Origin of the sequence: Chryseobacterium sp. 'Rf worker isolate 10' (genome assembly GCF_050753305.1) — a bacterium.
GTDB lineage: Bacteria > Bacteroidota > Bacteroidia > Flavobacteriales > Weeksellaceae > Chryseobacterium.
This window is the reverse complement of sequence record NZ_JBOZOF010000001.1, coordinates 540,648-565,619: the sequence shown is the minus strand read 5'-3', so window position 1 is coordinate 565,619 and position 24,972 is coordinate 540,648. Positions and strand designations below refer to the sequence as shown.

General features: G+C 35.8%; 24 protein-coding genes. 13 read left to right on the top strand and 11 right to left on the bottom strand.

Features of this window, described 5'->3' with window-relative positions; translation table 11 throughout:
• Positions 1-11 precede the first annotated feature (11 nt).
• Both LKL37_RS02500 and LKL37_RS02495 read right to left on the bottom strand, forming a co-directional pair.
• Positions 12-1,322: a TolC family protein gene (locus tag LKL37_RS02500; protein ID WP_431609013.1), complete on the bottom strand. Its 1,311-nt coding sequence runs from the start codon at positions 1,320-1,322 to the stop codon at positions 12-14.
• Between the two features lie 89 nt (positions 1,323-1,411).
• The gene (locus LKL37_RS02495; protein WP_431609011.1) at positions 1,412-2,257 is read right to left on the bottom strand and encodes a helix-turn-helix domain-containing protein; all 846 of its coding nucleotides are present in this window, start codon (positions 2,255-2,257) and stop codon (positions 1,412-1,414) included.
• A gap of 74 nt (positions 2,258-2,331) precedes the next feature.
• On the opposite strand from LKL37_RS02495, the gene LKL37_RS02490 reads away from it, so the two are divergent.
• Entirely contained in the window at positions 2,332-2,805 is a 474-nt protein-coding gene (locus tag LKL37_RS02490; RefSeq protein ID WP_431609009.1) for a DUF962 domain-containing protein, read from the top strand.
• Here LKL37_RS02490 and LKL37_RS02485 read toward each other — a convergent pair.
• A complete protein-coding gene (locus LKL37_RS02485; RefSeq protein WP_431609008.1) occupies positions 2,802-3,869 on the bottom strand; it encodes a DUF2891 domain-containing protein in 1,068 nt (355 codons plus the stop codon). The genes LKL37_RS02490 and LKL37_RS02485 overlap by 4 nt on opposite strands.
• Positions 3,870-4,036: 167 nt before the next feature.
• On the opposite strand from LKL37_RS02485, the gene LKL37_RS02480 reads away from it, so the two are divergent.
• Positions 4,037-4,930 carry a DUF4349 domain-containing protein gene (locus tag LKL37_RS02480; protein WP_431609007.1) on the top strand — a complete coding sequence of 298 codons (894 nt, stop codon included), beginning with the start codon at positions 4,037-4,039 and terminating at the stop codon, positions 4,928-4,930.
• Positions 4,931-5,066: 136 nt separating this feature from the next.
• Here the strand turns inward: LKL37_RS02480 and LKL37_RS02475 are convergent, their stop codons facing one another.
• From LKL37_RS02475 to dnaA, 4 genes are all read right to left on the bottom strand, one after another.
• A complete protein-coding gene (locus LKL37_RS02475; RefSeq protein ID WP_431609006.1) occupies positions 5,067-6,869 on the bottom strand; it encodes a lytic polysaccharide monooxygenase in 1,803 nt (600 codons plus the stop codon).
• Between the two features lie 485 nt (positions 6,870-7,354).
• Positions 7,355-8,053 (bottom strand): SAM-dependent methyltransferase, encoded by a 699-nt coding sequence (locus LKL37_RS02470; RefSeq protein WP_431609004.1) that lies wholly within the window; start codon positions 8,051-8,053, stop codon positions 7,355-7,357.
• A gap of 64 nt (positions 8,054-8,117) precedes the next feature.
• The gene (locus LKL37_RS02465; RefSeq protein WP_431609002.1) at positions 8,118-8,567 is read right to left on the bottom strand and encodes a low molecular weight protein-tyrosine-phosphatase; all 450 of its coding nucleotides are present in this window, start codon (positions 8,565-8,567) and stop codon (positions 8,118-8,120) included.
• A 102-nt stretch (positions 8,568-8,669) separates the two neighbouring features.
• Positions 8,670-10,124: a chromosomal replication initiator protein DnaA gene (gene dnaA, locus LKL37_RS02460; RefSeq protein ID WP_089695534.1), complete on the bottom strand. Its 1,455-nt coding sequence runs from the start codon at positions 10,122-10,124 to the stop codon at positions 8,670-8,672.
• A 136-nt stretch (positions 10,125-10,260) separates the two neighbouring features.
• Here dnaA and LKL37_RS02455 point away from each other — a divergent pair, with 136 nt between their 5' ends.
• The 5 genes from LKL37_RS02455 to LKL37_RS02435 all read left to right on the top strand — a co-directional run bounded on the left by LKL37_RS02455 (position 10,261) and on the right by LKL37_RS02435 (position 15,765).
• Positions 10,261-10,671 (top strand): acyl-CoA thioesterase, encoded by a 411-nt coding sequence (locus tag LKL37_RS02455; protein WP_431609001.1) that lies wholly within the window; start codon positions 10,261-10,263, stop codon positions 10,669-10,671.
• 274 nt (positions 10,672-10,945) lie between these two features.
• Entirely contained in the window at positions 10,946-11,794 is an 849-nt protein-coding gene (pheA, locus tag LKL37_RS02450) for a prephenate dehydratase (protein WP_431609000.1), read from the top strand.
• 363 nt (positions 11,795-12,157) lie between these two features.
• Complete coding sequence (locus LKL37_RS02445) at positions 12,158-12,868, top strand: hypothetical protein (RefSeq protein ID WP_431608999.1); 711 nt, start codon at positions 12,158-12,160, stop codon at positions 12,866-12,868.
• 111 nt (positions 12,869-12,979) lie between these two features.
• On the top strand, positions 12,980-15,211 hold the full coding sequence (locus LKL37_RS02440) for a DUF2339 domain-containing protein (protein ID WP_431608998.1): 2,232 nt from the start codon (positions 12,980-12,982) through the stop codon (positions 15,209-15,211).
• Between the two features lie 116 nt (positions 15,212-15,327).
• A complete protein-coding gene (locus LKL37_RS02435) occupies positions 15,328-15,765 on the top strand; it encodes a hypothetical protein (protein WP_431608997.1) in 438 nt (145 codons plus the stop codon).
• 52 nt (positions 15,766-15,817) lie between these two features.
• Here the strand turns inward: LKL37_RS02435 and LKL37_RS02430 are convergent, their stop codons facing one another.
• On the bottom strand, positions 15,818-17,095 hold the full coding sequence (locus tag LKL37_RS02430) for a replication-associated recombination protein A (protein WP_431608995.1): 1,278 nt from the start codon (positions 17,093-17,095) through the stop codon (positions 15,818-15,820).
• A 101-nt stretch (positions 17,096-17,196) separates the two neighbouring features.
• Here LKL37_RS02430 and yidD point away from each other — a divergent pair, with 101 nt between their 5' ends.
• Positions 17,197-17,448, top strand: coding sequence for a membrane protein insertion efficiency factor YidD (gene yidD / locus LKL37_RS02425; RefSeq protein WP_047423501.1), 252 nt, complete (start codon positions 17,197-17,199; stop codon positions 17,446-17,448).
• A gap of 449 nt (positions 17,449-17,897) precedes the next feature.
• Entirely contained in the window at positions 17,898-18,764 is an 867-nt protein-coding gene (gene lgt, locus LKL37_RS02420; RefSeq protein ID WP_431610428.1) for a prolipoprotein diacylglyceryl transferase, read from the top strand.
• A 119-nt stretch (positions 18,765-18,883) separates the two neighbouring features.
• On the opposite strand, the gene LKL37_RS02415 is transcribed toward lgt, so the two are convergent.
• Complete coding sequence (locus tag LKL37_RS02415; protein ID WP_431608993.1) at positions 18,884-20,401, bottom strand: NAD(P)H-hydrate dehydratase; 1,518 nt, start codon at positions 20,399-20,401, stop codon at positions 18,884-18,886.
• 246 nt (positions 20,402-20,647) lie between these two features.
• On the opposite strand from LKL37_RS02415, the gene mscL reads away from it, so the two are divergent.
• Positions 20,648-21,025 carry a large conductance mechanosensitive channel protein MscL gene (mscL, locus tag LKL37_RS02410; RefSeq protein ID WP_431608992.1) on the top strand — a complete coding sequence of 126 codons (378 nt, stop codon included), beginning with the start codon at positions 20,648-20,650 and terminating at the stop codon, positions 21,023-21,025.
• A gap of 68 nt (positions 21,026-21,093) precedes the next feature.
• On the opposite strand, the gene LKL37_RS02405 is transcribed toward mscL, so the two are convergent.
• The gene (locus tag LKL37_RS02405; RefSeq protein ID WP_431608991.1) at positions 21,094-22,053 is read right to left on the bottom strand and encodes a D-2-hydroxyacid dehydrogenase; all 960 of its coding nucleotides are present in this window, start codon (positions 22,051-22,053) and stop codon (positions 21,094-21,096) included.
• An 85-nt stretch (positions 22,054-22,138) separates the two neighbouring features.
• Positions 22,139-22,549, bottom strand: coding sequence for an LNS2 domain-containing protein (locus LKL37_RS02400; protein WP_089695560.1), 411 nt, complete (start codon positions 22,547-22,549; stop codon positions 22,139-22,141).
• A gap of 328 nt (positions 22,550-22,877) precedes the next feature.
• On the opposite strand from LKL37_RS02400, the gene idi reads away from it, so the two are divergent.
• Genes idi through gcvT form a run of 3 tightly spaced genes read left to right on the top strand, consistent with a single transcriptional unit; the run spans position 22,878 to position 24,946 of the window.
• Positions 22,878-23,387, top strand: coding sequence for an isopentenyl-diphosphate Delta-isomerase (gene idi / locus LKL37_RS02395; RefSeq protein WP_431608990.1), 510 nt, complete (start codon positions 22,878-22,880; stop codon positions 23,385-23,387).
• A complete protein-coding gene (locus LKL37_RS02390) occupies positions 23,387-23,860 on the top strand; it encodes a hypothetical protein (RefSeq protein ID WP_431608989.1) in 474 nt (157 codons plus the stop codon). Before idi ends, LKL37_RS02390 begins: the two co-directional genes overlap by 1 nt.
• A gap of 9 nt (positions 23,861-23,869) precedes the next feature.
• Positions 23,870-24,946, top strand: a complete 1,077-nt coding sequence (gcvT, locus tag LKL37_RS02385; protein WP_431608988.1) for a glycine cleavage system aminomethyltransferase GcvT — start codon at positions 23,870-23,872, stop codon at positions 24,944-24,946.
• Positions 24,947-24,972 lie beyond the last annotated feature (26 nt).

Below are 24,972 nucleotides of genomic sequence, written 5' to 3'. Positions count from 1 at the left end.
AGTTTTAAAAATTAAAGTGTTCCTGTAGATTTCAAAAGGTTGTAATACTGATACAAAACATTGATTTCAGCATTGGCATAATCAAGTTCCGACTGTAGTTTCTGGTTCTGGGCATCAATCATTTCTGCCTGCACAGCCAGTTGGTTCAGGTATTTGGCTTCCGTAATCTTGTAGTTTTCTTCTGCCAGCCTTTTGGAATCATTCAGAATATCAGCCTGCTGAATCGCTTCCTGATATTTTGTATAAGCAGCATTCACTCCCATATCCACATTCTGCTGTACGAGTGTCTTGGTATCATTCGCCTGATTCTTTTGCAGCTCACCCAATTTCACTTTTTCTTTCGTTTTATAAAGAGTATCTATATTATAACTCAAAGAAACCCCGGTCTGCCAGCCTCCTGAGTACATATCCAAGACAGGATTTTTGGTCGTGATTGGTCTTTGCAGTGTATATCCGCCAAATCCGGCCAAAGTAGGTGCATTATCCGTTTTGATAATCTCAATATTCTTATCTGCCACCGCAATATTTTTTTGAGCTGACTTCAGTAATGGATTACTTTCATGGGCAAGATCAGTATAATACTCCATGCCTATTCCGGATTCTTTATTCTCCAAACTTTCTGTAGGAACAATCTCCGTATCAGAAGATAAACCTAAAGCAATATTAAGGTTATAATTAAGGATTTTCTTATTGTTGGCAAGGGTAAGAATTCCCTGATCCAGGTTTTTGATGGCCAATTCTCCACGAATCACTTCATTTCGGGTTACCATTCCCTGCTGGTAGAATTTCTGAATGTTTTTAAGACGTTCCTGAGCCAGTTTTTTGTTATTCTGAAATACTTCTTCCTGATTGATAATTTTATAGACATCCAGATAATTGGAAATCACTAAAAATTTCACATCCTGCTTATTTTTCTCTAAATCCAGTTCGGAAAGCTGTTCACGAAGTCCCGCCATTTCAATAGATTTATTCACCAATCCTCCTTTGAAGATCAACTGTGTTGCCTGTACCGCGTACGAACTTCCGTAATGCGGCATCGGAACATTGGTAGAGTTTGAAAAGTCTTTATCGATAGCTACTGCGTCCCCTAAATAGAACTGGCTTGTAGAAGCCGTGATCGTAGGAAGTTTCTGAAGCTTAACAACATTAGTATTTTGTTTTGCAATACCAATGTTCTGTGCGGAAACCTTGAGCTGCTGGTGATTTTGAACAGCGAGTTCCGCCACCTCACCTGCGGTCATCTGTTTAATCTGTTGGGAAAAAAACAGCGCAGGAAAAGCTGCTATCAGTATAGATAGTGCTGTTTTTATTTTCTTTGTCATTTTACCTTGTTTTACAGATGCAAAGTTAGGTCAACAACAAAATCAATCAAATGTTTGATTTTTGGAAAAAGATGTTCAAATGTAAGATTTTAGCTTTCGAACTGATGCCTATACTGTGTAGGACTTACCTCCAGATGCTTCTTAAAAAAGTGAGAAAACGAGTATTGATCACTGAATCCGAGAATAGAGGAAACCTCTGAAACCGGTTTATTGGAAGAGTTTAATAGTACTTTTGCTTCATTGATCACAATTAAAGCAATAATCTGACTTGCAGACTTGCCTGTGATGGTCTTTACAACAGAAGAAAGATGTCTGGTTGTAATTGACTGCCGTTCGGCATAAAACTCAACAGTTCTTTCTGTAAGATGATGTTCTGCAATATCAGTAAGAAACACAAACACGATTTCTTCCTGTCGGGACATCTGATTCATAGAGCTGTTGTCTTCCTTGGAAATAATGCCCGCCATCTGATAGCAGAAAACAGAGAAAAGATGCTCCACCATTTCTTTCTTATAGAGCATTTCAGTCTCAGAATCCAGAATATATTTCAGGAAATTAACACTTTTCCAGACCACTTCCATTTCGTCCTCAGGAAAAGGAACTCCTTTATTCATCTGCTGTCTGAAATAACGATATGTAATCAGACGGTTAAATTTCAATGATAAAGCCGAAATAAATTCTCTTTTATAAGAAACCATTCTGGATTGAAAATCATCTGTTACAGATACTACTTCATAAATGGTTTGCGGATCTGTTACCATAAACATATTAGCAGAAACTTCCAGATCACTGAAGTGCTGACGAAGTTTTATGGTACCTGATTTAATAAAGATAAAAGCAGGATTATCAGGACGGAAAGGTTTATCGACAGCTATTCTCTCGAAAATATTACGTTCCGTAAAAATATCAACTCCGAATTTTTCTAGGGCAGACATAAGACAAATGTAAGCAATCTTACCAGTGATTACAAAATTTTATTATTTTAGCATTAATCCAATTTTCCTTCAGCATGAGAAAGGTTGATCTATTATTTGCCGAATACAGTAAAAGCCATAGAAACGCGACCAACAAGTTCATTCACTGGATTTGTGTGCCTTTAATTTTCTGGACAATTCTTGGTTTTACCTCCCTGATTCCCTCTCCTCATTTCTGTGCCTCCTATTTCGGATGTGCCAGTATCATAAGCCTTATTGTGATTATTCTGATTACTCTGTTCTATATAAGACTGTCTTTTTTAATCGCTATTGTGATGATTCTAGTAATGCTGGTCATGGAGCATTTCATCTATCTGACCAATATTGGTGTTGGAAGACAGTCATGGATAGTGTACCTTTCTGTATTCATCATCACATGGATTTTCCAGTTTATAGGGCATAAAATTGAAGGAAAAAAGCCTACTTTCCTTAAAGATCTGCAGTTTCTTCTCATTGGACCGATCTGGCTTTTAGGCTTTATTCTGAAAAAAGCAGGAATCAAATATTAATCTTCTAAAGCATATACTGCAAAGCTTGCCAGCCAGTGATCTCCGCCATAATTTCCCTGGAAAAGCAGTGGCAATCCATTATTTAGAAATACATCTGCTGTTTTTCTGAAGTCTTTTTTCAGTGGATGATTGGCAGGAAGTGCATTGGAAATTCCTTTCATACACCATGCTTTAGAAAAAGACAATCCTACAAGGTGAACGGTCTGATAATCGCTCAGATCACTTACTACAGGGATTTTTTCAACATTTCCCAGACTTCTTTTTTCATAGAAGGTATTCAGCCACTGTACAAATTCTTTTTGAGGAAGCACTCTGCGCATCAGATCTGCAATTTCCAGACTTGGCGAAAAGAAATCCGACCCATCCGGCTCCAGATAAGCAGGAGTTTTCTGATCTTTTAAGAAAAAGTATTTAGCCTTTTCCATCAGCTGGTTTTCAAATTCTTTATCCTTATTAGCTCTTGCCCAATCTATAGCAAAAGCCATAGCAAATGCAGTATTAGGGTGAACTCCGGTTCTGTTGGGGTACGTTTGTTTTGGAAGATAGGTTTCCCAGGATTTCAGGATCTGATCCGTAAGCGGTTTCAGATTTTGGTGCCATATTTTAGCTTTTGGATGATCCCAATTGGTCAATTCTTCATCCAGCTTTAAGATCCATGCCCAGCCGTAGGTTCTTTCAAAAGTTCCTGTCAGCTGATATTTTGTAAAATAATCTGCTTCTGTCTGTAGTTTTTCTTTTTGAAATGATTCATCCAGAATTTTTTCAATCTCTTTAGCGTTTGACAGATTAGGTTTTGTTTTCAAAAGTCTTGTCAGCATCCAATGTCCATGAACAGAGCTATGCCAGTCGAAACATCCATAAAAACTAGGGTGGAGATCTTTGGGAGTCAAAGGAACTTCCCCGGCATTATTAATGATATGAGCTGTTTTATTTGGATATTCCTGATTGATACAGTGAAGAGGTTTGTCGGACAGTTTCATGGCCATCTCGTCTGTAAGTTTCGGAATTTCCTGTGCATACATCAGAAATGGAGAAAACACAAATGCTAAAAGACTTTTTTTCATGAATTAAAAATAAAAATAATTTATCAGTCTCAGCAATTTTCAGAGCGGTTTTAGAGCTATTTATTGATTTTATATTAACATTCTTTCGTTTTAAATCTTCATTCATTTTACAAATGATCATTTTTGAGCACACTTTTTGATCATCACCATAAAAAACTAATTAACCCATGAAAAAAATTATTTTCCTATTATCAGGTCTTATCCTGATCAATTGCAGCAAATCAGGTGGTGAAAAACAAGAAGTGAAAGCCGACCTGATGGAAGTTATAACCGAAGACAAAACACCTTCTTCTGCAGCGGCACCTTTACCTCCACCAGCTTTTGTTTCTGAAAAACTGGCTACTGATGAGAACGGAACCAACAAAGATGTTTACACCCCAAAGAAAACTGATACAATCTCCAAAAAAATCATTAAAAACGGTGATATGAAGATTCAGGTGGGTGATATTAAAAAGACACAAAATCAGGTCAATGAGATCATCAAAAAAAACAATGCTTATATCCAGAAAGAAGAGTTTCAAAATACAGATATGGATGATAATCTTACTCTGATTATCCGGGTGCCTCATAAAAACTTTGATGTACTGATCAATTCGTTTTCAAATGGTGTAGGAACTGTTTTGTCTAAAAATATTTCATCCAATGATGTAACGGAGGAATATACCGATATCGCCATAAAGCTAGCCAACAAAAAGATATATCTTGAAAAATACCGTGATATGCTTAAAAGTGCTGCTACCACGAAAGATATGCTTGAAATTCAGGAAAATATCAGAGAGCTTGAAGATGAGATAGATGTGGCTGAAGGCAGACTTCGTTTTATTGATGACCGCGTGAATTACAGTACTCTGAACTTAAACTTATACAAAGAGAAAGTAAGAAGCTCAACCACTTCAAAAATTGGTTTTGGAAGCCGTTTTATGGATTCTCTGACGGAAGGCTGGAACAGTTTTGTAAGTCTTCTTCTGGGAATGGTATCTCTATGGCCATTCTTTTTGCTGATTCCTGTTATTATTGTTCTTTGGAGAAAATGGAAATCAAAGAAGAAAGATCAGAATTAATTTATTAAAAAATCCGGGCATCTTCGATGCCCGGATTTCTACTGCATTATCAACAATTTATCCTGTTTCCAGTACTTGTTTAAAATCAATAACAATGCTATAGTCTTGTTAACAGCTGTTAAATATTATTGAAAATTTACTTTCTGATGGTTTTAGTAATACTGCTTCCATCTTTATAAAGGATTTTCACAAAATAGATTCCAGACTGAAGTCGACTGATATTCATACTGTTCTGTCCCGGATTCATGAAAGTCATAATCTGAAGTCCGTGAGGAGTAATCAAATCTACTCTACTTATTTTGTCATAAATGCTTTCAGGTGCAAAGTTGATCAAATGTTCAGATACAATCACTGAAAGATCATTTTCTTTACTGGCAAAAACTGATGCTTTACAAGCCTGCCCTTCATTACAGTCACTTACCACTTTCCACACAGCATTACTTCCCGGTGCCTCTCCCGGATTCGCGTACCATTTGTTTTCCCATATTTTGCAAGAATAGAAAACCTTTGTTCCTGCTGTTGGATAAGTTTTTGTTGGGCTATACTCCTGCGCGCCGCAGTAAGTAACCGGACCACTTGATGCACAACCAGGCGCTTCTGTGCATGTACTTACTTCTTCCCATACCATATTGGTTCCCGGTGTTTCTCCCGGATTCGCATACCACTTATTTTTCCAGATTTTACAAGAGTAGAAAACTTTTACTCCGGCAGTAGGATATGCATTGGCAGCATTATACTGCTCTGCTCCGCAATAGGATTGTCCATTTCCTGGTGTAACTTTTTTAGTTCTGACTTTTAATTCATTACTGGCATCAGAAAGCTGATCGTTCATTGCAACAGATTTAACAGTGTAACGATATTCTGTGTCCTGCGCTAATCCTGTTCGTAAAAAGCTTGTTTGAACAGTTTCTCCTACCTTGATTCCATTTTCAAAGATTTGATAATTTTTGATTCCCTGTGAGTGGGTAGAAGCCATCCACATGAGTGACACAGAGTTTTCAGTAACTGCCATTGAATGAAGGTTGGATGGTGCTGTAGGTTTCTCAATTGTGCCTTCACTGTTTGTTTTTACATTGAGTGGCATGCTTTTTCCTGAAGTGAGCCCCGAAGCGCCTTTTGCCTGTATTTCATAGGTATAAACTGTATTGGCCGTTAAACCGCTGTCTTCAAATGCAGCTCCACTTACCTGCTGAATATTTTGCCCATTGCGGAAAATAGTATAGGATACAGCATCTGATTGTGGAGTCCAGCTTATTTTAGCAGTAGAACTTGTTACACCTACCTGTGTCAATCCTGTAGGAGTGGCAGGTGCTGAGACTCCTGTTCCGGAGGTTACGTTAACATCAATCACATTATAAAATGCATTGGTGGTATCTGCTACATCCCAGACCGCTAAAATTATATGATAACCTGTACGGTTGGCAGGAACTGTAATCTGATGAGAAACATTATCCTGCGGTGGCGTACCATTATGCGCGACTGTACCAATAAGTTCAAGATCCTGACGGGTAAGAGGTTTATTGGGATCCCAGCCCTGCTTTGTCATATAATAATGCCATTTTGCAGTGGCGTGATAGGCCAGATATTTCCAGATAAAGGCATTCACACCGGTGGTGATATTGGTTTTCTTCCATCGGCTGGCATTTTGGATATCCAGCGTAGTATCTCCGCCTATACTTCCATTAGCAGAGGCAATCTTTCCATCTGCCGGACCCGATGCAGGAAATCCTTTAGGAGCTTCCAGAGATCCGGGTTCATTAATGATTGATCCATAGATGCTAAATGCTGCAGAATAGCCAAGAGTAGCTTTATCCAGACTTCCCTGATATCCTCGTGAGGCCGGGCTCATTACATATCCGTGTGCAGATAGATGAATTAAAGAAGGTACCAGTATGGCCAACATCAGCAATACCGGAAAAAAAAATTTACGTGTCATCATAATTAAATATTTGGTGTTGATATTATTGGATCAATGTTGTGTAAAAATGAATTTTTAACCTATTATATTCTAAATAAATAAAGAAATGTAAAGGAATTCACCTTAAATATGTCAAAAAGCAATTTAAATTATAAAATATTTAATAAAAATAAAATTAAACAAAACAAATTAGCCAATATTTAAATTTAAAATACAAAATAGTTATTCATAACATATTATCATTAACACATAATCATAATATTTAAAAATATAAAAGTATGAAAAATTAAATAAATTAATCACTTATTATTGAAATAAATTTAACTTGAGTTAAGATTAAACCGCTGAAAGAAAGGAAATGAAGCTGAAAATAAAGATTAGTTCAATGATTTCTAGGAAATTACCAGAAAATATTTTTAAATAAAAAAAGCTGAAAGAATTGATCATTCTTTCAGCTGCAAATTTTAAAGACCCTTAAAATTATATTTAATCAAAAGGAATAAAGCTTATTTCCCAAGTACAAATACTGCAGGAATTTTATGAAGTTCCGGCTTTTGTTTCTGCCAGTCTTTTATTGTTTTTGTTCTGATAAATTCATGTTCCGGATCATTGATATTGGCAGCAATACAAAGTTTTGTATTAGGTGATAAAAACTTACACAGGTCTTCAAAAAGTTGGTTATTCCTGTAAGGAGTTTCCATGAAAATCTGCGAATATCCGGTTTTTTGAACAAGGCTTTCAAGATTCATTATGTGTTTCTTTTTTTCTCCTTTATCAATAGGAAGATAGCCATGGAAGGTAAATTCCTGCCCATTAAACCCGCTGGAAATCAAGGCGAGGATAATGGATGAAGGCCCTGAAATTGGGATTACCCTGATATTTTTTTCATGGCACCATTTCACCATCAGATTTCCGGGATCTGCAATACATGGTAATCCAGCTTCAGACAGCAAGCCGAAATCCTGCCCTTTCAGCATCAGCTCCTGAGCTTCTTTGATATCTGCATTTTCCGTGTATTTATCCAACAAGAATAACTTCAGATCAGCCTGCTTTTTTTCAGGAGCAAAAAATTTAACAACTTTTCTTGCCGTTTTTTCATTTTCTACGAAGAAATAATCCGTTTGCATGATGTAATCCTTCAAAACAGGTGAAAAGTGGTTGATAGAAGTGTTTTCTGATAAGTAAGCAGGGAGTAAAAAAAGCATTGTATTATTTTTTAGTTCTTTCGTTAAGTGATGGTTTGGGAAATATTTTGCATTTTCATGCTTATTATTTTGATAGTTGGTTTTTGATAGCATCACAACCTTTATCCAAAAGCTGAAAAACTTTTTCAAAATCAGCCATATCCCCCCAATAGGGATCCGGAACCTCAACATTTTTATAATCTCCCAGTTCTTCTAAAAACAAGGATACTTTCTGGCGTTCTTCTTCATTTTTAGCTTTAGAAATAACATCTTCGCACACCCTGATATCCATACAGTAAATCCTATCAAAGGTTTCAAAGTCTTTTCTGGTTATAGGCCTTGATCGTTGACGGGATATATCGATATGATGATTAGCAGCTGTTTTAATAGCTCTTTTATCAGGATGTTCACCTTCGTGCATTGAAATGGTTCCGGCTGAATCTACCATATAATGTTCCGTCAGTTTTGCTTTCATGATTCCTTCTGCCAATGGGCTTCTGCATATATTCCCCAGACAAACCATTAATATTTTCATATTCTGTTTATTTAAAAAAGAGTGTTTTGTCACGACAAAACTAAATAAAAAATGAAGAATACAACTATCCTTCATTTTAATTTATTTTCAGTTCAGAACTGTTTATTGTTTGATTCTTTCTGTAAGGTCTTTTACGTACTTCTTGATTTCTTTATCAATTTTCGAAACATCTTTGATGGTATCACAAGCATACATTACTGTAGAGTGATCTTTTCCTCCCATTTCCTCTCCAATTTTAGTAAATGTAGAATTGGTAAATTCTTTGGAAAAATACATTGCAAGCTGTCTTGGTAATGCAATCTCTCTTTTTCTTGTTTTTGAAAGCAACTGCTCTTTTTTGATTCCAAAATAATCACAAACCACTTCCTGAATATAAGGAATATTGATTACTTTTTTCTGGTTAGCCGCAATTCTGTTGATGGTTTCCTTTAATAGCTCAAGACTCAGGTCTCTCTTATATACTGTAGAGTAAGCAATCACAGAGTTAATAACCCCGATAAGTTCTCTTACATTGGTTTTCGTTTCCACCGCAAGGAAATCAAGCATATCTCCCGGAAGAACGATCCCATCCCTACTTAGCTTATCTTCAATGATTTGTCTTCTTGTAGATAAATCCGGAGATTTAATTTCTGCAGAAAGTCCCCATTTGAAACGGGAAACAATTCTGTCCTGAATATCCATAATATCTGCTGGCGCTTTATCTGAAGTAAGGATAATCTGTTTTCCGTTCTGATGCAGGTGATCAAAAATATGGAAGAAACTGTCCTGTGTAGCAGATTTTCCGGATAGGAACTGAATATCATCAATAATCAGTACATCTACCATTTGATAGAAATTCGCAAATTCTGTCTGCTTATGAGCTTTTGCGGCAGAGATAAACTGCTGGATAAACTTTTCGGAAGACAGATAAAGAACTACTTTATCAGGAAACTGATTTTTTACTTCAAGACCAACAGCCTGTCCCAGGTGGGTTTTTCCAACTCCGTATCCTCCATATAAGAATAACGGGTTGAAAGCTGTTGCTCCGGGTCTTTTTGCAATGGATCTGGCTACAGTCGCTGCAAATTTATTACTTTCTCCTTCTACATAACTATCAAAAGAATAGTCTGGTTTCAGGTTAGAATCTATATTTACTTTTCTAATTCCAGGAACTACAAAAGGGTTCACAATATTAGCAGAGAATCCTTGTGGCATTGTTTCCTGTGTTTTTGGAGTTGGAACACTTTGTCCCTTAATGTTCATGGTAACAGGTTTTTCTTCACCTTTTGGTCTGTTTTCCATCACAGAATACCATAATTTCACTCCTTTTCCAATATTTTTCTTTAGGGCAGCAGAAAGTAAGGACAAGTAATTGTCCTCTATATATTCCTTGTAAAAATCGCTCGGTACGATCAACGTAAGGTTGTTTGCCACTAAAGAAAGCGGCTGCACCTTATCGAATAACATATCGAAAGATTTTTCAAGTTTTTTCAGGTCAGAATTGTCTTCAGCTGCGTTCAGGTTATCCCGCATGAACTGAAGGCATTTCTGCCATATCATCATTAAATTGTCATCCATTTTTTCTGCCCCGATTATTCTTTGTTTGTACTGTGTTTAGAAGGAAGACAAAGGTCTAATTTTTTCTTTTCAAAAAAAAATATTGCAGGTATTGATTATTTAAAAATATATTTGTATGTATAATTTAAGACCTAAAATGATACACACAACACACTCAATACGAGTACGTTACGCGGAAACAGACCCAATGAAATATGTATACTATGGTAACTATGCAACGTACTTCGAAGTTGGGAGAGTGGAGCTCTTCAGAAGCATAGGAATTTCATACGATGAAATTGAAAACCAAGGAATTTGGCTCCCTGTTTCAGACTATAAAATCAAATATATCCGCCCGGCTCTGTATGATCAAAAATTAGAAATCCATACTTATGTTAAAAAAATTCCGGGTGTAAGAATTGAATTTGAGTATGAAATTTACAATGAAGAGCATACTAAAATAACAGAAGCTTCCACTACTCTATTCTTTTTGGACGCGAAAACCAACAAAGTTATCAAATGTCCGGATTTTCTGATGGAAATGATTGAGAAGAATTGGAAGGAATAGTTTGCAGGTGTAGATGGCAGGGATTAGGGGTAAGTTTGAGAGTTTTAGAGCGGGAGAGTTTGAGGATTCGAGAGTTTAAGGTTATAGGTTTAATGTTGTGGGTAACCAGAAACAAAAAAACAACCAATAACTAATAAACCACAACAAAAAGCCAGCAACCAGCAACCAGAAACAAAATAAACCCACAACAAAACATCCCTGAAATATCCACTCTGTTTATGAATTAATTCGCACCTTTGTACCTTTATTTTAATCATCCCTTATATATTATATTATGAAGATTGCATTTTTGGGACCTCACGCCAGTTTTACTCAGCTTGCCACTGCGCAGCTTTTCCCTGATGACGAAATATTACCACAAGCCAGTATTCTGGATTGTTTTAATGCTGTTGAAAGCGGAGAAGCAGTAAAGGCTGTAGTACCTTTGGAAAACTCTATTGAAGGAACCGTTTCTATGACGCTGGATTATTTATATAAAACTCCGTCTATCAAAATTGAAGCAGAAGCAGTAATGCCTATTGCACACCACCTGATGATTCACCCGGCAAATTCTGTTGAGAATATTGAAAGAATATATTCGCATCCGCAGGCACTGGCACAGAGCTTTCATTTTCTGGATAGTCATTATAAAGAGATTCCAAAACAAGACTTCTCTTCTACTGCCGCTGCTGCAAAATTTGTTTCAGAAAATCCGGATACTACCATTGCTGCAGTAGCCAATCAGTTTGCTGCTAATTTATATGGATTGAAGATCATCAACCGTAACATTCAGGATTTTGAACAAAACCACACCCGTTTTATCATCATTTCTAAACAACAGAACAAGTACCAAAATGATAAATTGGAAACCTTAGGAGAAAAATCAGGAATGCTGATCACTCTTCCGGAAGATCATCCCGGTGGACTGCATCAGGTTTTATCTGTTTTTGCGTGGAGAAAAATGAACCTCAGCAAAATTGAATCCAGAACATTAAAGACCGGACTGGGTAATTATTTCTTCTTTATCAATGTAGAAGGACCATGGGAAGATATCTTACATGGAAACGCCCTTAAAGAGCTCGAATCTATCCAAGCTAATATTGATTTTCTAGGAAATTATAAAGAATTCCTTCTGGAAAGCTAAGGAAAGTCAACAAAAATGATAAAAAAACACCGCCATAAATGCGGTGTTTTTTGTTTTTATACCTATCAAAACCCCCAAAGACACAAAATTTCATAATAAATTATTTAGTTCATAAAAGATTCATTCTAAACTAAAAATAACCCACACAACAGGGAAAATTAATTTTCTTAAAACACTTATAAACAGACGATTAGTTTTAAAATAAATATAATAACTCGTAATTAAATTATGAACTAATATATATTAAAATATAAACATATGTTTGAATATATTACATCATATTAATATTAAAATTGAAAATCACACAATATTGAATATAATTTTTATTGTATATTTGCTAAGCAACTAATTAAAATCTTGATCATGAAAACTAAACTTTACAGCTTAATGTTAGCGTGTACAGCCCTACCATTATTTTCGCAAGTTGGTATCAATACAGCTTCTCCAACTGCAACCCTTGATGTTAACGGAACATTGAAAGTTAGAGACACCCCTGCAGCCACAGCACTACCCGGATATCAGGTTTTAGCAGTTAACCAGGGAACTACTCAGGTATTCTCAATGGATCCAGCACTATTAACAGCTGCTTCAGCAACTAATACTACGGTGTATAATGCAAAAAAAACGACAGGTATCAATATCCTGAATTTAGGAGTTTTACCATCAGATTTCCAACCAGTAAACTTTGTACAAGCTGACAGAACAATAGGAACTGCTACTTTATTTACAAATGCTGATGGTTCTTATAATATTCCATCTGCCGGTGTATATGCCGTTGGGTTTTCATTCAGATACGGAACCGGACTACAGGCATCATTATTGTCAGGTGCTCCAGGTATCGCAATAGCAAGAACCAGATCTGCAGTAACAACTCTGATAGATACACGCCCATTCAGCGGTATCAACCTTGCATTAGCAATAAATATTACATTTTCCGACTCCAGCATCAACTCCTTATATTCTTTTCAGGCGGGTGATAAAATCTCTTTCGGGCTTGTTGACACAGGGAATATCAGTATAGGATTATTAGGCTCAAGTGTTACTTCCTTCTACATTTACAAAGTATCAAACTAGTAAAACATATTGTTAGTTATCTATACCGTTAACCCATCGCTTATACTGTGATGGGTTAATTTTTTAAATAGCTTTTCAAACATTTCTTTATATTTGATAAAAACTAATGAAATGAATGAATTTGTTGCTGTCATCATCCTTATCATAATCTTCATTATTTTCAACAATCTGAATACTAAAATCAGAAAACTTGAAAAGGAAATCACTGATCTTAATTATAAAATAAATAAGACCCAGGCTCCATCTGAAGTGATCCATAAAAAAACTTCCACAGAAGAAACTATTGTTGCACAGCAAATACAACCTCATCAGATCTATCATGAAGATGTAAAACAGGGTGAAGGAGCCAAAGAAATACCAACACCAGAGCAAAAAGACTGGCTCACTCCTGTTTTTGATTTTTTAAAACAGAATGCACTGACCATTATTGGTATTTTTACCCTTGTTCTCGGAATCGGGTATTTTGTAAAATATGCTATTGATAAAAACTGGATCGGAGAAACAGCAAGGGCGGCTATTGGTTTTTGTACGGGAGCAGGAATTATCATTACCGGGCATTTTCTCAGAAAAAATTATACTGCATTTGCTTCTATCATAACGGGAGGCGGAATTGCCGTTTTGTATTTTACTGCCACCATAGCTTTCCGGGAATATCATCTTTTTACACAGAATACCGCATTTTTTATCACTGTCCTTATCACAGCAGCCTCTATCATCCTATCCTATTATTATAAAAGTGAAGTCTTAATTATTTTTTCATTAATAGGCGGCTTCGCTGCTCCATTGATGATCAGTACAGGACAAAGCAATTATCCCTTCCTTTTTATTTATCTTACTCTTTTAAATATAGGAATGCTGACTGCTTCTTTTCTTCAACACTGGAAAAGTGTGGGATGGACCGCTTATATTTTTACAACAGCCTATCTTTTTTACTGGACAAGTGAGAGTACTGAACTTTTAAGCATTACTTTTTACCTTATCAGCTATGTGATTTTCTACATTTTTGCTCTGCATGAATATTTCAGGAAAAACATACTTTCAACATCTGATATTTTAATACTTGCTTTAGCCAATTTCTCGAGCATTCTTGGACTGCTTTATATTTTTGATACACTGAATTATGAACCACCGATCATCTTCCCTCTTATTTTTGCAGCTGTAAATTCCATTCTGCTCTTTAGAGAATATGGGAAAAAAAACTTCGGCATTCCTTATTCTGTATTTGCGGGACTGGTTACAAGCCTTATCACAACGGCTATAGCAATTCAATTCAAAACCCACCTCATCACCAGTATTTGGGCAATAGAAACAACGCTGCTTCTTTTCATCTGGAAAAAAACCGGGCATAATATTTTCAGGATTTTCTTTTATATTCTTTTTCCAATGGTCATGATCGCTCAGACTGTAACCTGGACAGAATATTTTGGAAACAGCGACTTTAATATTGTATTCAATCCACCGTTTATCACAAGCTCTTTTACTATTACTTCTATTATTGCTAATTTATATTTATTAAGAAATACGAAACAGGAATCAAACGAAAAATCCAAAAACTTTTTTGAAGATCTCATTACGGTAGTAAGTTATGGTATTATTTATATTACTTTTCTTCTTGAGATCATTTACCACATTTCAGATATGCCATGGGAAGCGATTACTGGTGTAGGATTATTATTTACCATTTATTATATTTTCTTCTTATTACTTTTAAGAAAAACATTAAATATCAGCAGTAACATCCAAACGGCTCTTATCTATCTGCTTTTTATTCTGGCAACCCTTAATTTATCGGCTTCTGTTTCATCAATTGTCCCAGCTATTTTAACAAAGAGATTACATGTAAGTTTTTATTTACTGCATTTGCTTCAGTGGATTCCTTTTATATATGTATGTTTCAGGATTGTTCCTTCATCGGAGTTTCATAAACGCCAGATTTCTTACTGGATCATGTCTTTGGCAATTATCATTTGCATAAGCTGCGAACTTCATCATTCCAATGTTTTGATGGTTTCAAATGACATTCCTCATTCCTATGAAGCAAGTGAACATTTCAATATTCTTTATCTTCCTATTATATGGACTATTCTTGCCAGTATTTTTATTTATACCGGCTTGAAAAAGGATATTCAGGAATACAACAAGATTGGCTTTGCTTTGATAGGCCTTATGGTGTTAAAACTTTACGCTTACGATGTATGGCAAATGGATAATATTTCAAGAATCAGTGCCTTCATTGCGCTTGGAATCATCTTATTATTAAGCTCTTTTGCGTTCCAGCGTCTGAAAAACATCATCAGAAATATGGTTGACAAAAAAGACAAAACAAAAGAAAGCACAGACTGACAATCAGGTTAAAAGTTTTTATTTCTAAATAAAATGTAAAACAATTCAAGATTTTATTCACATTTTATAAAAAATAACTATATTTATCACGTTTTTAACAGTTACATATTCTGATTATGAAAAAATTACTCTATTCTTTTTTAATACTGTCTTCTGCTACTTTATTTGCACAGCAAAAAAATCCTGCTGTGAAGTTTGCAGTTGCTGACAACGCTATTGGAACAGTAGATCTATTCAATGCGAGAAAGAGCGTATTGCAGGTTTCGAAAGTATACAATTCTCCGGCAAGTCTTCCCCAAAGTTTAAAAAAATACAGTTCTGTTTTTATAAAAGGGGTGACTGAATATAAATTCAAAAACGGAGAAAACGTATTTGACAGAATGACGCTATCCAATATGAATGCTCAATATAATCTCCCGGCAGATAACCCTGTATATATCGAAGGATATGAATTTACGGATACAAGCACTCTGATTTATCCTGAAATAAAGAAAAGAGCAGAAACAAAAGATTACAACGGTAAGAAAACATTGTTTATTTATACTACCGAATAATTTAATTTGAATCATATAAAAAAGGATGCTGAAAAACAGCATCCTTTTTATTCTAATATTTATTGTTCCACTTTTTCTTAAGCTCTTCGTAAATCTTCTTTTCTGTGGAGTTATTACCGGGCTCGTACAGTTTTACACTTCTGATTTCCTCAGGAAGAAAGTCCTGCTCTACAAAGTTCCCTTCATAAGAATGGGCATACTTATATTCTTTTCCGTAGTCCAGATCTTTCATCAGTTTTGTAGGAGCATTTCTTAAATGAAGCGGCACCGGCAGATTTCCCGTTTGCTTCACCAAAGCCAAAGCTTCATTGATCGCCATATAAGCAGAATTACTTTTAGGTGAAACCGCAAGATATACCGCTGTTTCACTTAATATAATCCTCGCTTCAGGATTTCCGATTACATTAATTGCCTGAAAACAATTGTTAGCAACCACTAAAGCATTTGGATTCGCCAGACCTACGTCTTCAGCAGCCAGAATAAGCATCCTCCTTGCAATAAATTTGATATCTTCTCCTCCGGCAATCATTCTCGCCAGCCAATACACCGCTCCGTTAGGATCACCGCCACGCATTGATTTGATAAAAGCCGAGATAATATCATAATGCTGTTCTCCGTTTTTATCATAAAGAGCCATTGTCTCCTGAAGAACTTCAAGTACATCAGAATTAATGATTTCTGTTGTTCCGGAATTTTTATATTGATTTAAAACCAATTCCACAGAATTGATCAATTTCCTGGCATCACCACCGGAATATTGAATGAAAGCTTCTTTTTCAAGAATTTTAAAATTGGTTTCTTCATCTTTATTAAATCTTTCGGAAGCAATATCAATTAATTCCTCCAGTTTTTCATAGCTCAAAGCTTTTAAAATATAAACCTGACTTCTTGAAAGCAAGGCTGAAACCACTTCAAAACTTGGATTTTCCGTAGTAGCTCCTATTAAAACAATCCAGCCTTTTTCTACAGCGTGCAGCAGTGAATCCTGCTGAGATTTGTTGAACCGGTGAATCTCATCAATAAATAAAATGGGTGACTTTCCTGAAAACAGATTCTGTTTCTTAGCATCATCAATAACATCCCTTACATCTTTCACTCCTGAAGAAACGGCAGAAAGTTTATAGAACTTCCTTCCCGACTGCTCTGAAATAATTTCCGCTAATGTCGTTTTCCCCGTTCCCGGAGGCCCCCAAAGAATGAGAGAATTGAGGCTGTTATTTTCGATCATTTTTCTGATCGTTCCTTTGTCGCCGGTAAGATGTTCCTGGCCCAACACATCATTCAGGGTTTTGGGTCTTAGTTTTTCAGCTAATGGAATATTTTGATTCAAAGTAATTCTATTTTTAAGATCAATGTTCCGGATTTTTGATCACCGAAACTTATAACAAATTTAAACTAATTTTCATTTTTTTAGCCTATTTTTGCATTGTTTTGAAACTTACATTCAATAAAATCATTACATTTCCGCTGGTAATTTTGATAAAATTCTACCAATGGTTTATCTCGCCCTTACTTCCCAAAAACTGCCGTTATGAACCTACCTGTTCCCATTACATGATTGAATCACTTCGCGTTCATGGGATTTTTAAAGGTTTCTGGCTGGGATTTAAAAGAATTTTAAGATGTCACCCCTGGGGAGGAAGCGGTTATGATCCCGTTCCACCCAAACATAAATGTCAATAATCAAACTATTAAATCAATAGAAAATGAATACTATTTTTTTCAGAATTTATCTTGTGCTGTTTGCGTTCACAACGCAGCTTTTTTTTGCACAGGAATACCCTGGAGGTTTATCTGACGGAACTTTAGATGTCAACGGAAATAATGTTCCGGTAAAAATCTATTCTACTACAGAAATGGGAGACCTGACAGCTTTTCCAGACAGAGAATCAAATAAGAGCTATTCTTTTGTTGTGATCCTTAACGGATCCAGCCTTGAACCAGCTTATTATAATTATGCAGCTTCGGCGTTAGGAAGGTTCAAGGATTCTAAGTATCAGTTTTTTGATAAAAATTTTAAACTGATAGATGCTTCTGCTACTCCTGAGAATGTTACCTCCTTCAAATATGCGGTAAAATTGGCAAAACCTATCACAGATTCTGACAAAGTAGAACTTAAAACTTCCTTTAAAATATGGGATCCTTCAAAAGGGATTCATATCGGATCTTTTACCCTTCATTTCTACAGTTTAATGTTTGTATTTGCATTTGGTTTCGGATATGTTTTAATGACCAGAATCTTTAAAATTGATAATATCAACCAGAGATATCTTGAACCTCTTTTCACATGGACATTGATTGGGACTATTCTGGGAGCAAGATTAGGGCATGTTATTTTCTATCAGCCGGAATTATTCAAAGAGGATTTCTGGAGCGTATTTTTACCCATCAGTACAAAAAATGGCTTCAAATTCACAGGGTTTTCAGGATTGGCCAGCCATGGTGCTACCATCGCTTTGATCTTTACCACGCTTTATTATTCATTTAAAATCATCAAGAAAAATCCTTTCTGGGTATATGACAGATTAGGAATTGTAGTAGCTTTAGGAGGAGCATTTGTAAGAATGGGAAACTTTTTCAACTCTGAAATCGTTGGTAAACCAGCTGATCCCAACTCTCCGTTTGCCTTGCTTTTCCCACAACAAAGCAGTGAATATGGTCTTACTGTACCTCGTTATCCAAGCCAGCTGTTTGAAGCTGTAGGATATATTCTGCTATTCATTTTATTATGGATTCTCTATAGAAAAACGGATAAAAAATACCAGCAGGGTTGGTTATTCGGGTTGTTCTTTATTATTCTTTGGGCGATCAGATTCTTTGTTGAGTTCCTGAAAGAGCCACAGGGAGATGAGTTCATCCAGATAGGTGGTTTGAACACAGGTCAGGTTCTTTCTATTCCTTTTATGATTGCAGGAGTTATTATCATGATTGTTTCTAAGAAATTCAAGATCACTCCAGAGGAAAATGAGAAACCGGAATATATTGAAAAAGCTAAGTAAACAACTGGAAATTGAAAAACTCCGGTTTTAAGATAAAAAAGGCAAGTTTGTGATAATACAAACTTGCCTTTTAATTATATAAGTTCTCTCAGGCTTCTCAGCCTTTTTAAGTTTTCTTGTTACAAACTTCTCTCTGCTTTCCTGTTCAGTTCTTCAAAAACACGCCCGAATTCATCAATAACATTCGTGGGAAGCATAGATTCTTTTGAATGTTTTTCTGAAGTAAAATCAGCCGCTCTTCCATGAAGCCATACGCCTAAAATACAGGTTTGTTCCTGAGAATATCCCTGCGCCAGAAGTGAGGTCAGAATTCCGGTGAGAATATCGCCGCTTCCTCCTTTCGCCAGTCCTGCATTTCCGGTTATATTATAGAATACTTTTCCTTGTGGAGTAATAACTTGTGTATGATGATCTTTAAGCACCATATAAATATCCAGTTCTTTGGCTTTTTTCCTTGCCAGCTCAAGCCTGTTAAAAGAATTTTCTGTACTCCCGAAAAGCCTTTCAAATTCTTTCGGATGAGGAGTAATGATAGATTCTTTGGGTATCAATTTAAGATTCTTTGGATCTTTTGAAATGATATTCAATGCATCAGCATCCAGAATCAATGGTTTTGTATAGTTTTTAAGAAAATCCAGGAGGCTTTTTTCGGTTTCCGGATGCGTTCCCAGCCCAGGCCCGATACCACAGGTAAAGTCATTATCAATCTCAAAATTTGTGATCAACTCCTCTCCTCCTTTTATAAACATGGCTTCCGGACATGAGGTCTGTAGTATTTCGTATCCACATTCAGGTGCCAGTGTAAAAGTCAGACCAGCTCCTGTTTTTAGGGCAGATTTTGTAGCCAGAACTGCAGCCCCTATCTTTCCATAACTCCCTCCTATGATGACAGCCTTACCAAAAGTGCCTTTATGAGAAAATTCATTTCTGGGTATGAATATAGATTCTATCAAATCTCCGTCAATAACAAAGTATTTCGTATCAGCTGTATCAGTATAGACATTACTTAAATCAATATCCAGCACTTCTACTTTTCCGGTATATTTTCCGGTTTCAGGATGAAGAAAAGTTCTTTTCCAACATTGGAAAGTTAATGTGTAATCTGTCTTCAGAACGACAGTATTCTGATCAAATATTTCATCTGCAGACAATCCCGAAGGAACATCAATGGATATTTTACTATTCTTTTTAGTATTCAATTGCTCAACGAGCATTTTGTATTCTCCTTCCAGTGGTCTGGATAGCCCCGTTCCAAAAAGAGCATCAATAATGATTGTTTTATCATCAAAATTGTACTGTTCAATCTGATCAAATTTCCTCACCGATATTCCTGACATATCCCGGAGTCTTTTCAGATTTACCGAGGCATCTTCCGAAAATTTTCGTTTGGGATCACTCACAAACACATCTACATCAAACCCTTTCAGATAAAGTATTCTTGCCACCGCCAAACCATCACCTCCATTGTTTCCGTTACCACAAAAGACTGCCAGTTTTTTATGATTTTTACAGTGTTCTGAAATCCAGTGTGCCACTGCCATTGAAGCTCTTTCCATTAACTGGATAGAAGAAATTGGCTCGTGAGAAATCGTAAACTGATCCCAGCTGCGTATCTGTTCTGTGGTAAAAATTTTCATAGGTAAATCAAACTTTTAAGCAAATTACAAAAGATTTTTCATTATGATGACACGTCAATAATAAAAATAAAGAGACTTCATTAATGAGATAAAGTATCTGTAAAAAGCTAAAATATTCATTAAAACAAATTCTATAAATTCCTCATAAAATTCAATATTTTGGGAATAAAAAACCATAAAAAGTAGTGTTTTTTACATTTTTAAATTATATTTTTGTGTATATACTAATTAAAAAAAATATAAATTATGGGATTTGTTAAAGAATTTAAAGAGTTTGCCTTTAAAGGAAATGTTCTCGACCTGGCTGTCGGTGTGATCATTGGTGCAGCATTTGGTAAAATTGTTTCGTCATTGGTGGAAGATGTAATCACTCCTTTGATCCTCAACCCTGCATTGAAAGCAGCCGGTGCAGAAAACATTGCCAAACTTACATGGAATGGTGTTGCCTATGGAAACTTCATTTCAGCTGTAATTAGTTTCCTTTGTATCGCTATGGTTCTTTTCTGGATCATTAAATTTGCCAATAAAGTCAACAAAAAAGAAGCTCCAGCTCCTGCAGGACCTACAGACGATCAAAAATTACTGGCTGAGATCAGAGATTTATTAAAAAGTAAGAATATATAATCTGATAACAGTTTAAAAATAAAAAGCACCTCCGCGGAGGTGCTTTTGTTATATTATATCATTTCAAATTATTGAATCTGTAAGATACTTGAAATCTGCTCTGCCAGAGAAAGCCCGATTCTGTCCTGAGCTTCAAGAGTAGAGGCTCCTGTGTGAGGGGTAAGAGAGATCTTAGAATGATTAAGAATTTCCTTAGATGGAGTTGGTTCATTAATGAAAACATCTAATCCGGCAAATCTTACTTTACCAGAATCCAAAGCCTGGATTAAAGCAGCTTCATCAATTACTCCTCCTCTGGAACAGTTGACAATAGCTACTCCTTCTTTCATCATTTCAAATTCATTCTGACCTATCATATAACCGTCTTTCTGAGCAGGAACGTGTAACGTAATGAAGTCTGAATGTTTCAGCACTTCCTGCAACGGCTCGGTTTCGATATCAACATTAATAAACTGGTTGTTGTAAAACTTCACTTTAATGCTTGCTTTTCCTACATTATTATCAGCTGCTACTACTCTCATTCCAAGTCCTAAAGCAATTCTTGCTACTTCCTGACCGATTCTTCCCATTCCTACAATACCAATGGTCTTTCCTCTCAATTCAATACCAGCAGCATACGCTTTTTTAAGACCTCCAAATTCAGTATCTCCTACCAAAGGCATTTTTCTGTTGGAATCCTGAAGAAATCTTGCTCCGGAAAATAAATGAGCAAAAACAAGTTCAGCCACAGATTCCGAAGAAGCTGAAGGTGTATTGATCACATGAATCCCTTTTTCTCTTGCATAGTCTACATCAATATTATCCATACCTACACCACCTCTACCAATAATGTCGATGGATGGGCAGCCGTCAATAATATCTTTTCTTACCTGCGTAGCACTTCTCACCAATAGGGTGCGGATTTTGTGCTCATTAATATAATCTACCAAAAACTCCTGCGGAACTTTTGTAGTAATCACTTCAAAGCCTTTTTCTGTCAATGCATCTATTCCGGATTGATCCAGGCCGTCATTTGCTAAAACTTTCATAAATATCAAGTATGTTAAAAAATGAAAGATTTAAAAATTAAAAGAGCTGGTTCACATTTAATTTTTAAATCTTTGAATTATATTTTTATTCGCCGTCTTCTTTGAATACTTCAATGGTCACTTGTTTTTCTACCAAATCCGTAAATCTTCCTTTATATCTTGTAGCTCTTACCAGGTGGTTGTCTATCCAGTGGTAATTTCCTCCTCTCGGTTTTCCGCAAAGCACGCTGTGGTATTTGAAACCATGCTTATCCAGCCAGTCGATAGTGATTTGTTTTAGATTTTCGGTTCTTGAAGTAAAAAAGCAAATCTGATGTCCTTCGTCATACCATTTATTAATGGTTTCCAGTGCATCAGGATATGGTTCGCAGGTAACCATTCTTTCCGGTTCTTCGTTGGGAACGTCATCAGTAATGGTTCCGTCGATATCTATTAAGTAATTTTTTATTCCATCCTTTAGAATAGGACTAATGTGTTCAATGTATTCTAATTCCATTACTAAATATTAAAAAACAAAGTTAGCGTTTTTACAGGTACCAGACCTATCAATCTTTATTAATGTTAATATTTTACTATAAAAACTATTATTTAAAGAATAATATTAATATTTTATTAATCATTTCATCACATCTGGTTAAAATTTTTCGTTTTGTTTTTTATCTTTAAACAAATAAATCTGACAATATAAACAAAGTCAACTAACAAAATTGCAAATTTGCTTTGAAGCCTTCGCTATTTCCTCCATCTCATTAACGGTATTATAAAAAGCATGATGTTTATCTAAAAATTTCCAAAATACATTTATTACTCTTACATTTGTAGGAATGGAAGAATTTGTCGTTTTAGTAAATACTGAAGATGGAGTTTTAGGACTGATGGAAAAACAACAGGCTCACATCAATGGCTTGTTACACCGTGCTTTTTCTGTATTTCTGTTCAACAGTAAAGGAGAAATGCTTCTTCAGAAAAGGGCTTCAGGAAAATACCATTCTCCCAATCAATGGACCAATGCAGTATGCTCGCACCCGAGACAAGGGGAAACTTATAAAGAAGGAGCGGTACGCAGACTGAAGGAAGAGTTGGGAATTGAAGCAGAACTTTCAGAAAAATTCAATTTTATTTACAAGGCAGATGTAGGCGGTGGTCTTTGGGAACACGAGCTGGATCATGTATTTGTAGGAAATCATGAAGCAGATTTCAATTTGAATAAAGATGAAGTGGAAGAAGTACGATTCATTACTCCGCAAGATCTGGATAAAGAAATCGCTGAACATCCTGAAAACTTTACGGAATGGTTCAAAATCATCCTGGAAGAATATAAACACCATTTTTAATGATGAAAAAAGTATTGTTTTTTTCTGCTCTTATAACAGGAGGTCTGTTTTTTGCCCAAAAAGCAAAAGTATACGAAAACCCCAACTACTCCATTAATGTTCCCGAAGGCTGGAAGTCTACCAATGACAGTGAGATTGTGAATATCTTTCCTACCAGTGAAATTGGGGCCATTACCATTTCCGAATACCACGGACTGGACCTTCCGAAAGAACAAATGAAAAAATTTGTTCTGGATCTTAATAAATCTACTGATCCGGAAAATAAAGTAAAAGAAAGCAGAAGCAAAAAGGGATATACAGAATATTTTTACGAATATTTTGATGAAAAAGGGAAATTGTTTTGGATTACCAAAGCATTCCAAAAAGATAAAGATCTATATCTGATTACCATCAACTGCGGTCAGAAATTCTGGAACGGAAATTATATGACACAATTCAATGAGACTTTCAACAGTTTTAAAATAAAGAAATAAAAATTAAATATGAAGAAAACAGCCTTGTACGACAAACATGTTTCTTTGGGAGCGAAGATCGTACCTTTCGCAGGTTTTGAAATGCCTGTTCAATATTCAGGGGTTACAGAAGAACATTTTGCAGTAAGAGAAAAAGCAGGTTTATTTGATGTTTCCCACATGGGACAGTTTTTCATCGAAGGACCAGGTTCAAAAGATCTTTTACAGTTTGTCACTACGAATAATGTAGATGCCCTTGAAAACGGAAAAGCTCAGTATTCTTGTCTTCCTAACGAAAATGGAGGAATTGTAGATGACCTTATCGTTTACAAAATGGAAGATGATAAATATTTTGTAGTAGTAAATGCTTCTAACATTGACAAAGACTGGAATCATATTTCAAAATACAATACTTTCGGGGCTAAAATGACCAACGCTTCTGACGAAATGTCATTATTGGCAATTCAAGGACCAAAAGCTACTGAAATCCTTCAAAAACTTACGGAAGTAAACCTTTCAGAAATTCCTTATTACCATTTCACTGTAGGAAGTGTTGCCGGAGAAAATAATGTGATCATTTCAAATACAGGATACACAGGAAGCGGAGGTTTTGAGATTTATTTCAACAACGAAAGTGCTGAAAAACTTTGGGATGCTGTAATGGAAGCTGGTAAAGATGAAGAAATTATTCCTTGTGGATTGGCTGCCAGAGATACTTTAAGACTAGAAAAAGGATTCTGCCTTTACGGAAATGATATCGATGATACTACTTCTCCTATTGAAGCTGGTTTAGGATGGATTACTAAATTTGATAAAGACTTCGTTTCTAAAGACGTTTTCGCAAAACAGAAAGAAGAAGGAGTTACAAGAAAATTAGTTGGTTTCGAATTGACTGATAAAGGAGTTCCAAGACACGATTATCCTGTAGTAGATGCTGAAGGAAATGTGATTGGAAAAGTAACTTCCGGAACACAGTCTCCAATGAAGAAAGTAGGTTTAGGTCTTGCGTATGTAGACAAACCTCATTTCAAATTAGGATCTGAAATCTTTATTCAGGTAAGAAATAAAAATATTCCGGCAAAAGTGGTGAAAGCTCCTTTTGTATAATTGGAAAAAATAGTAAAAAAGAGAAG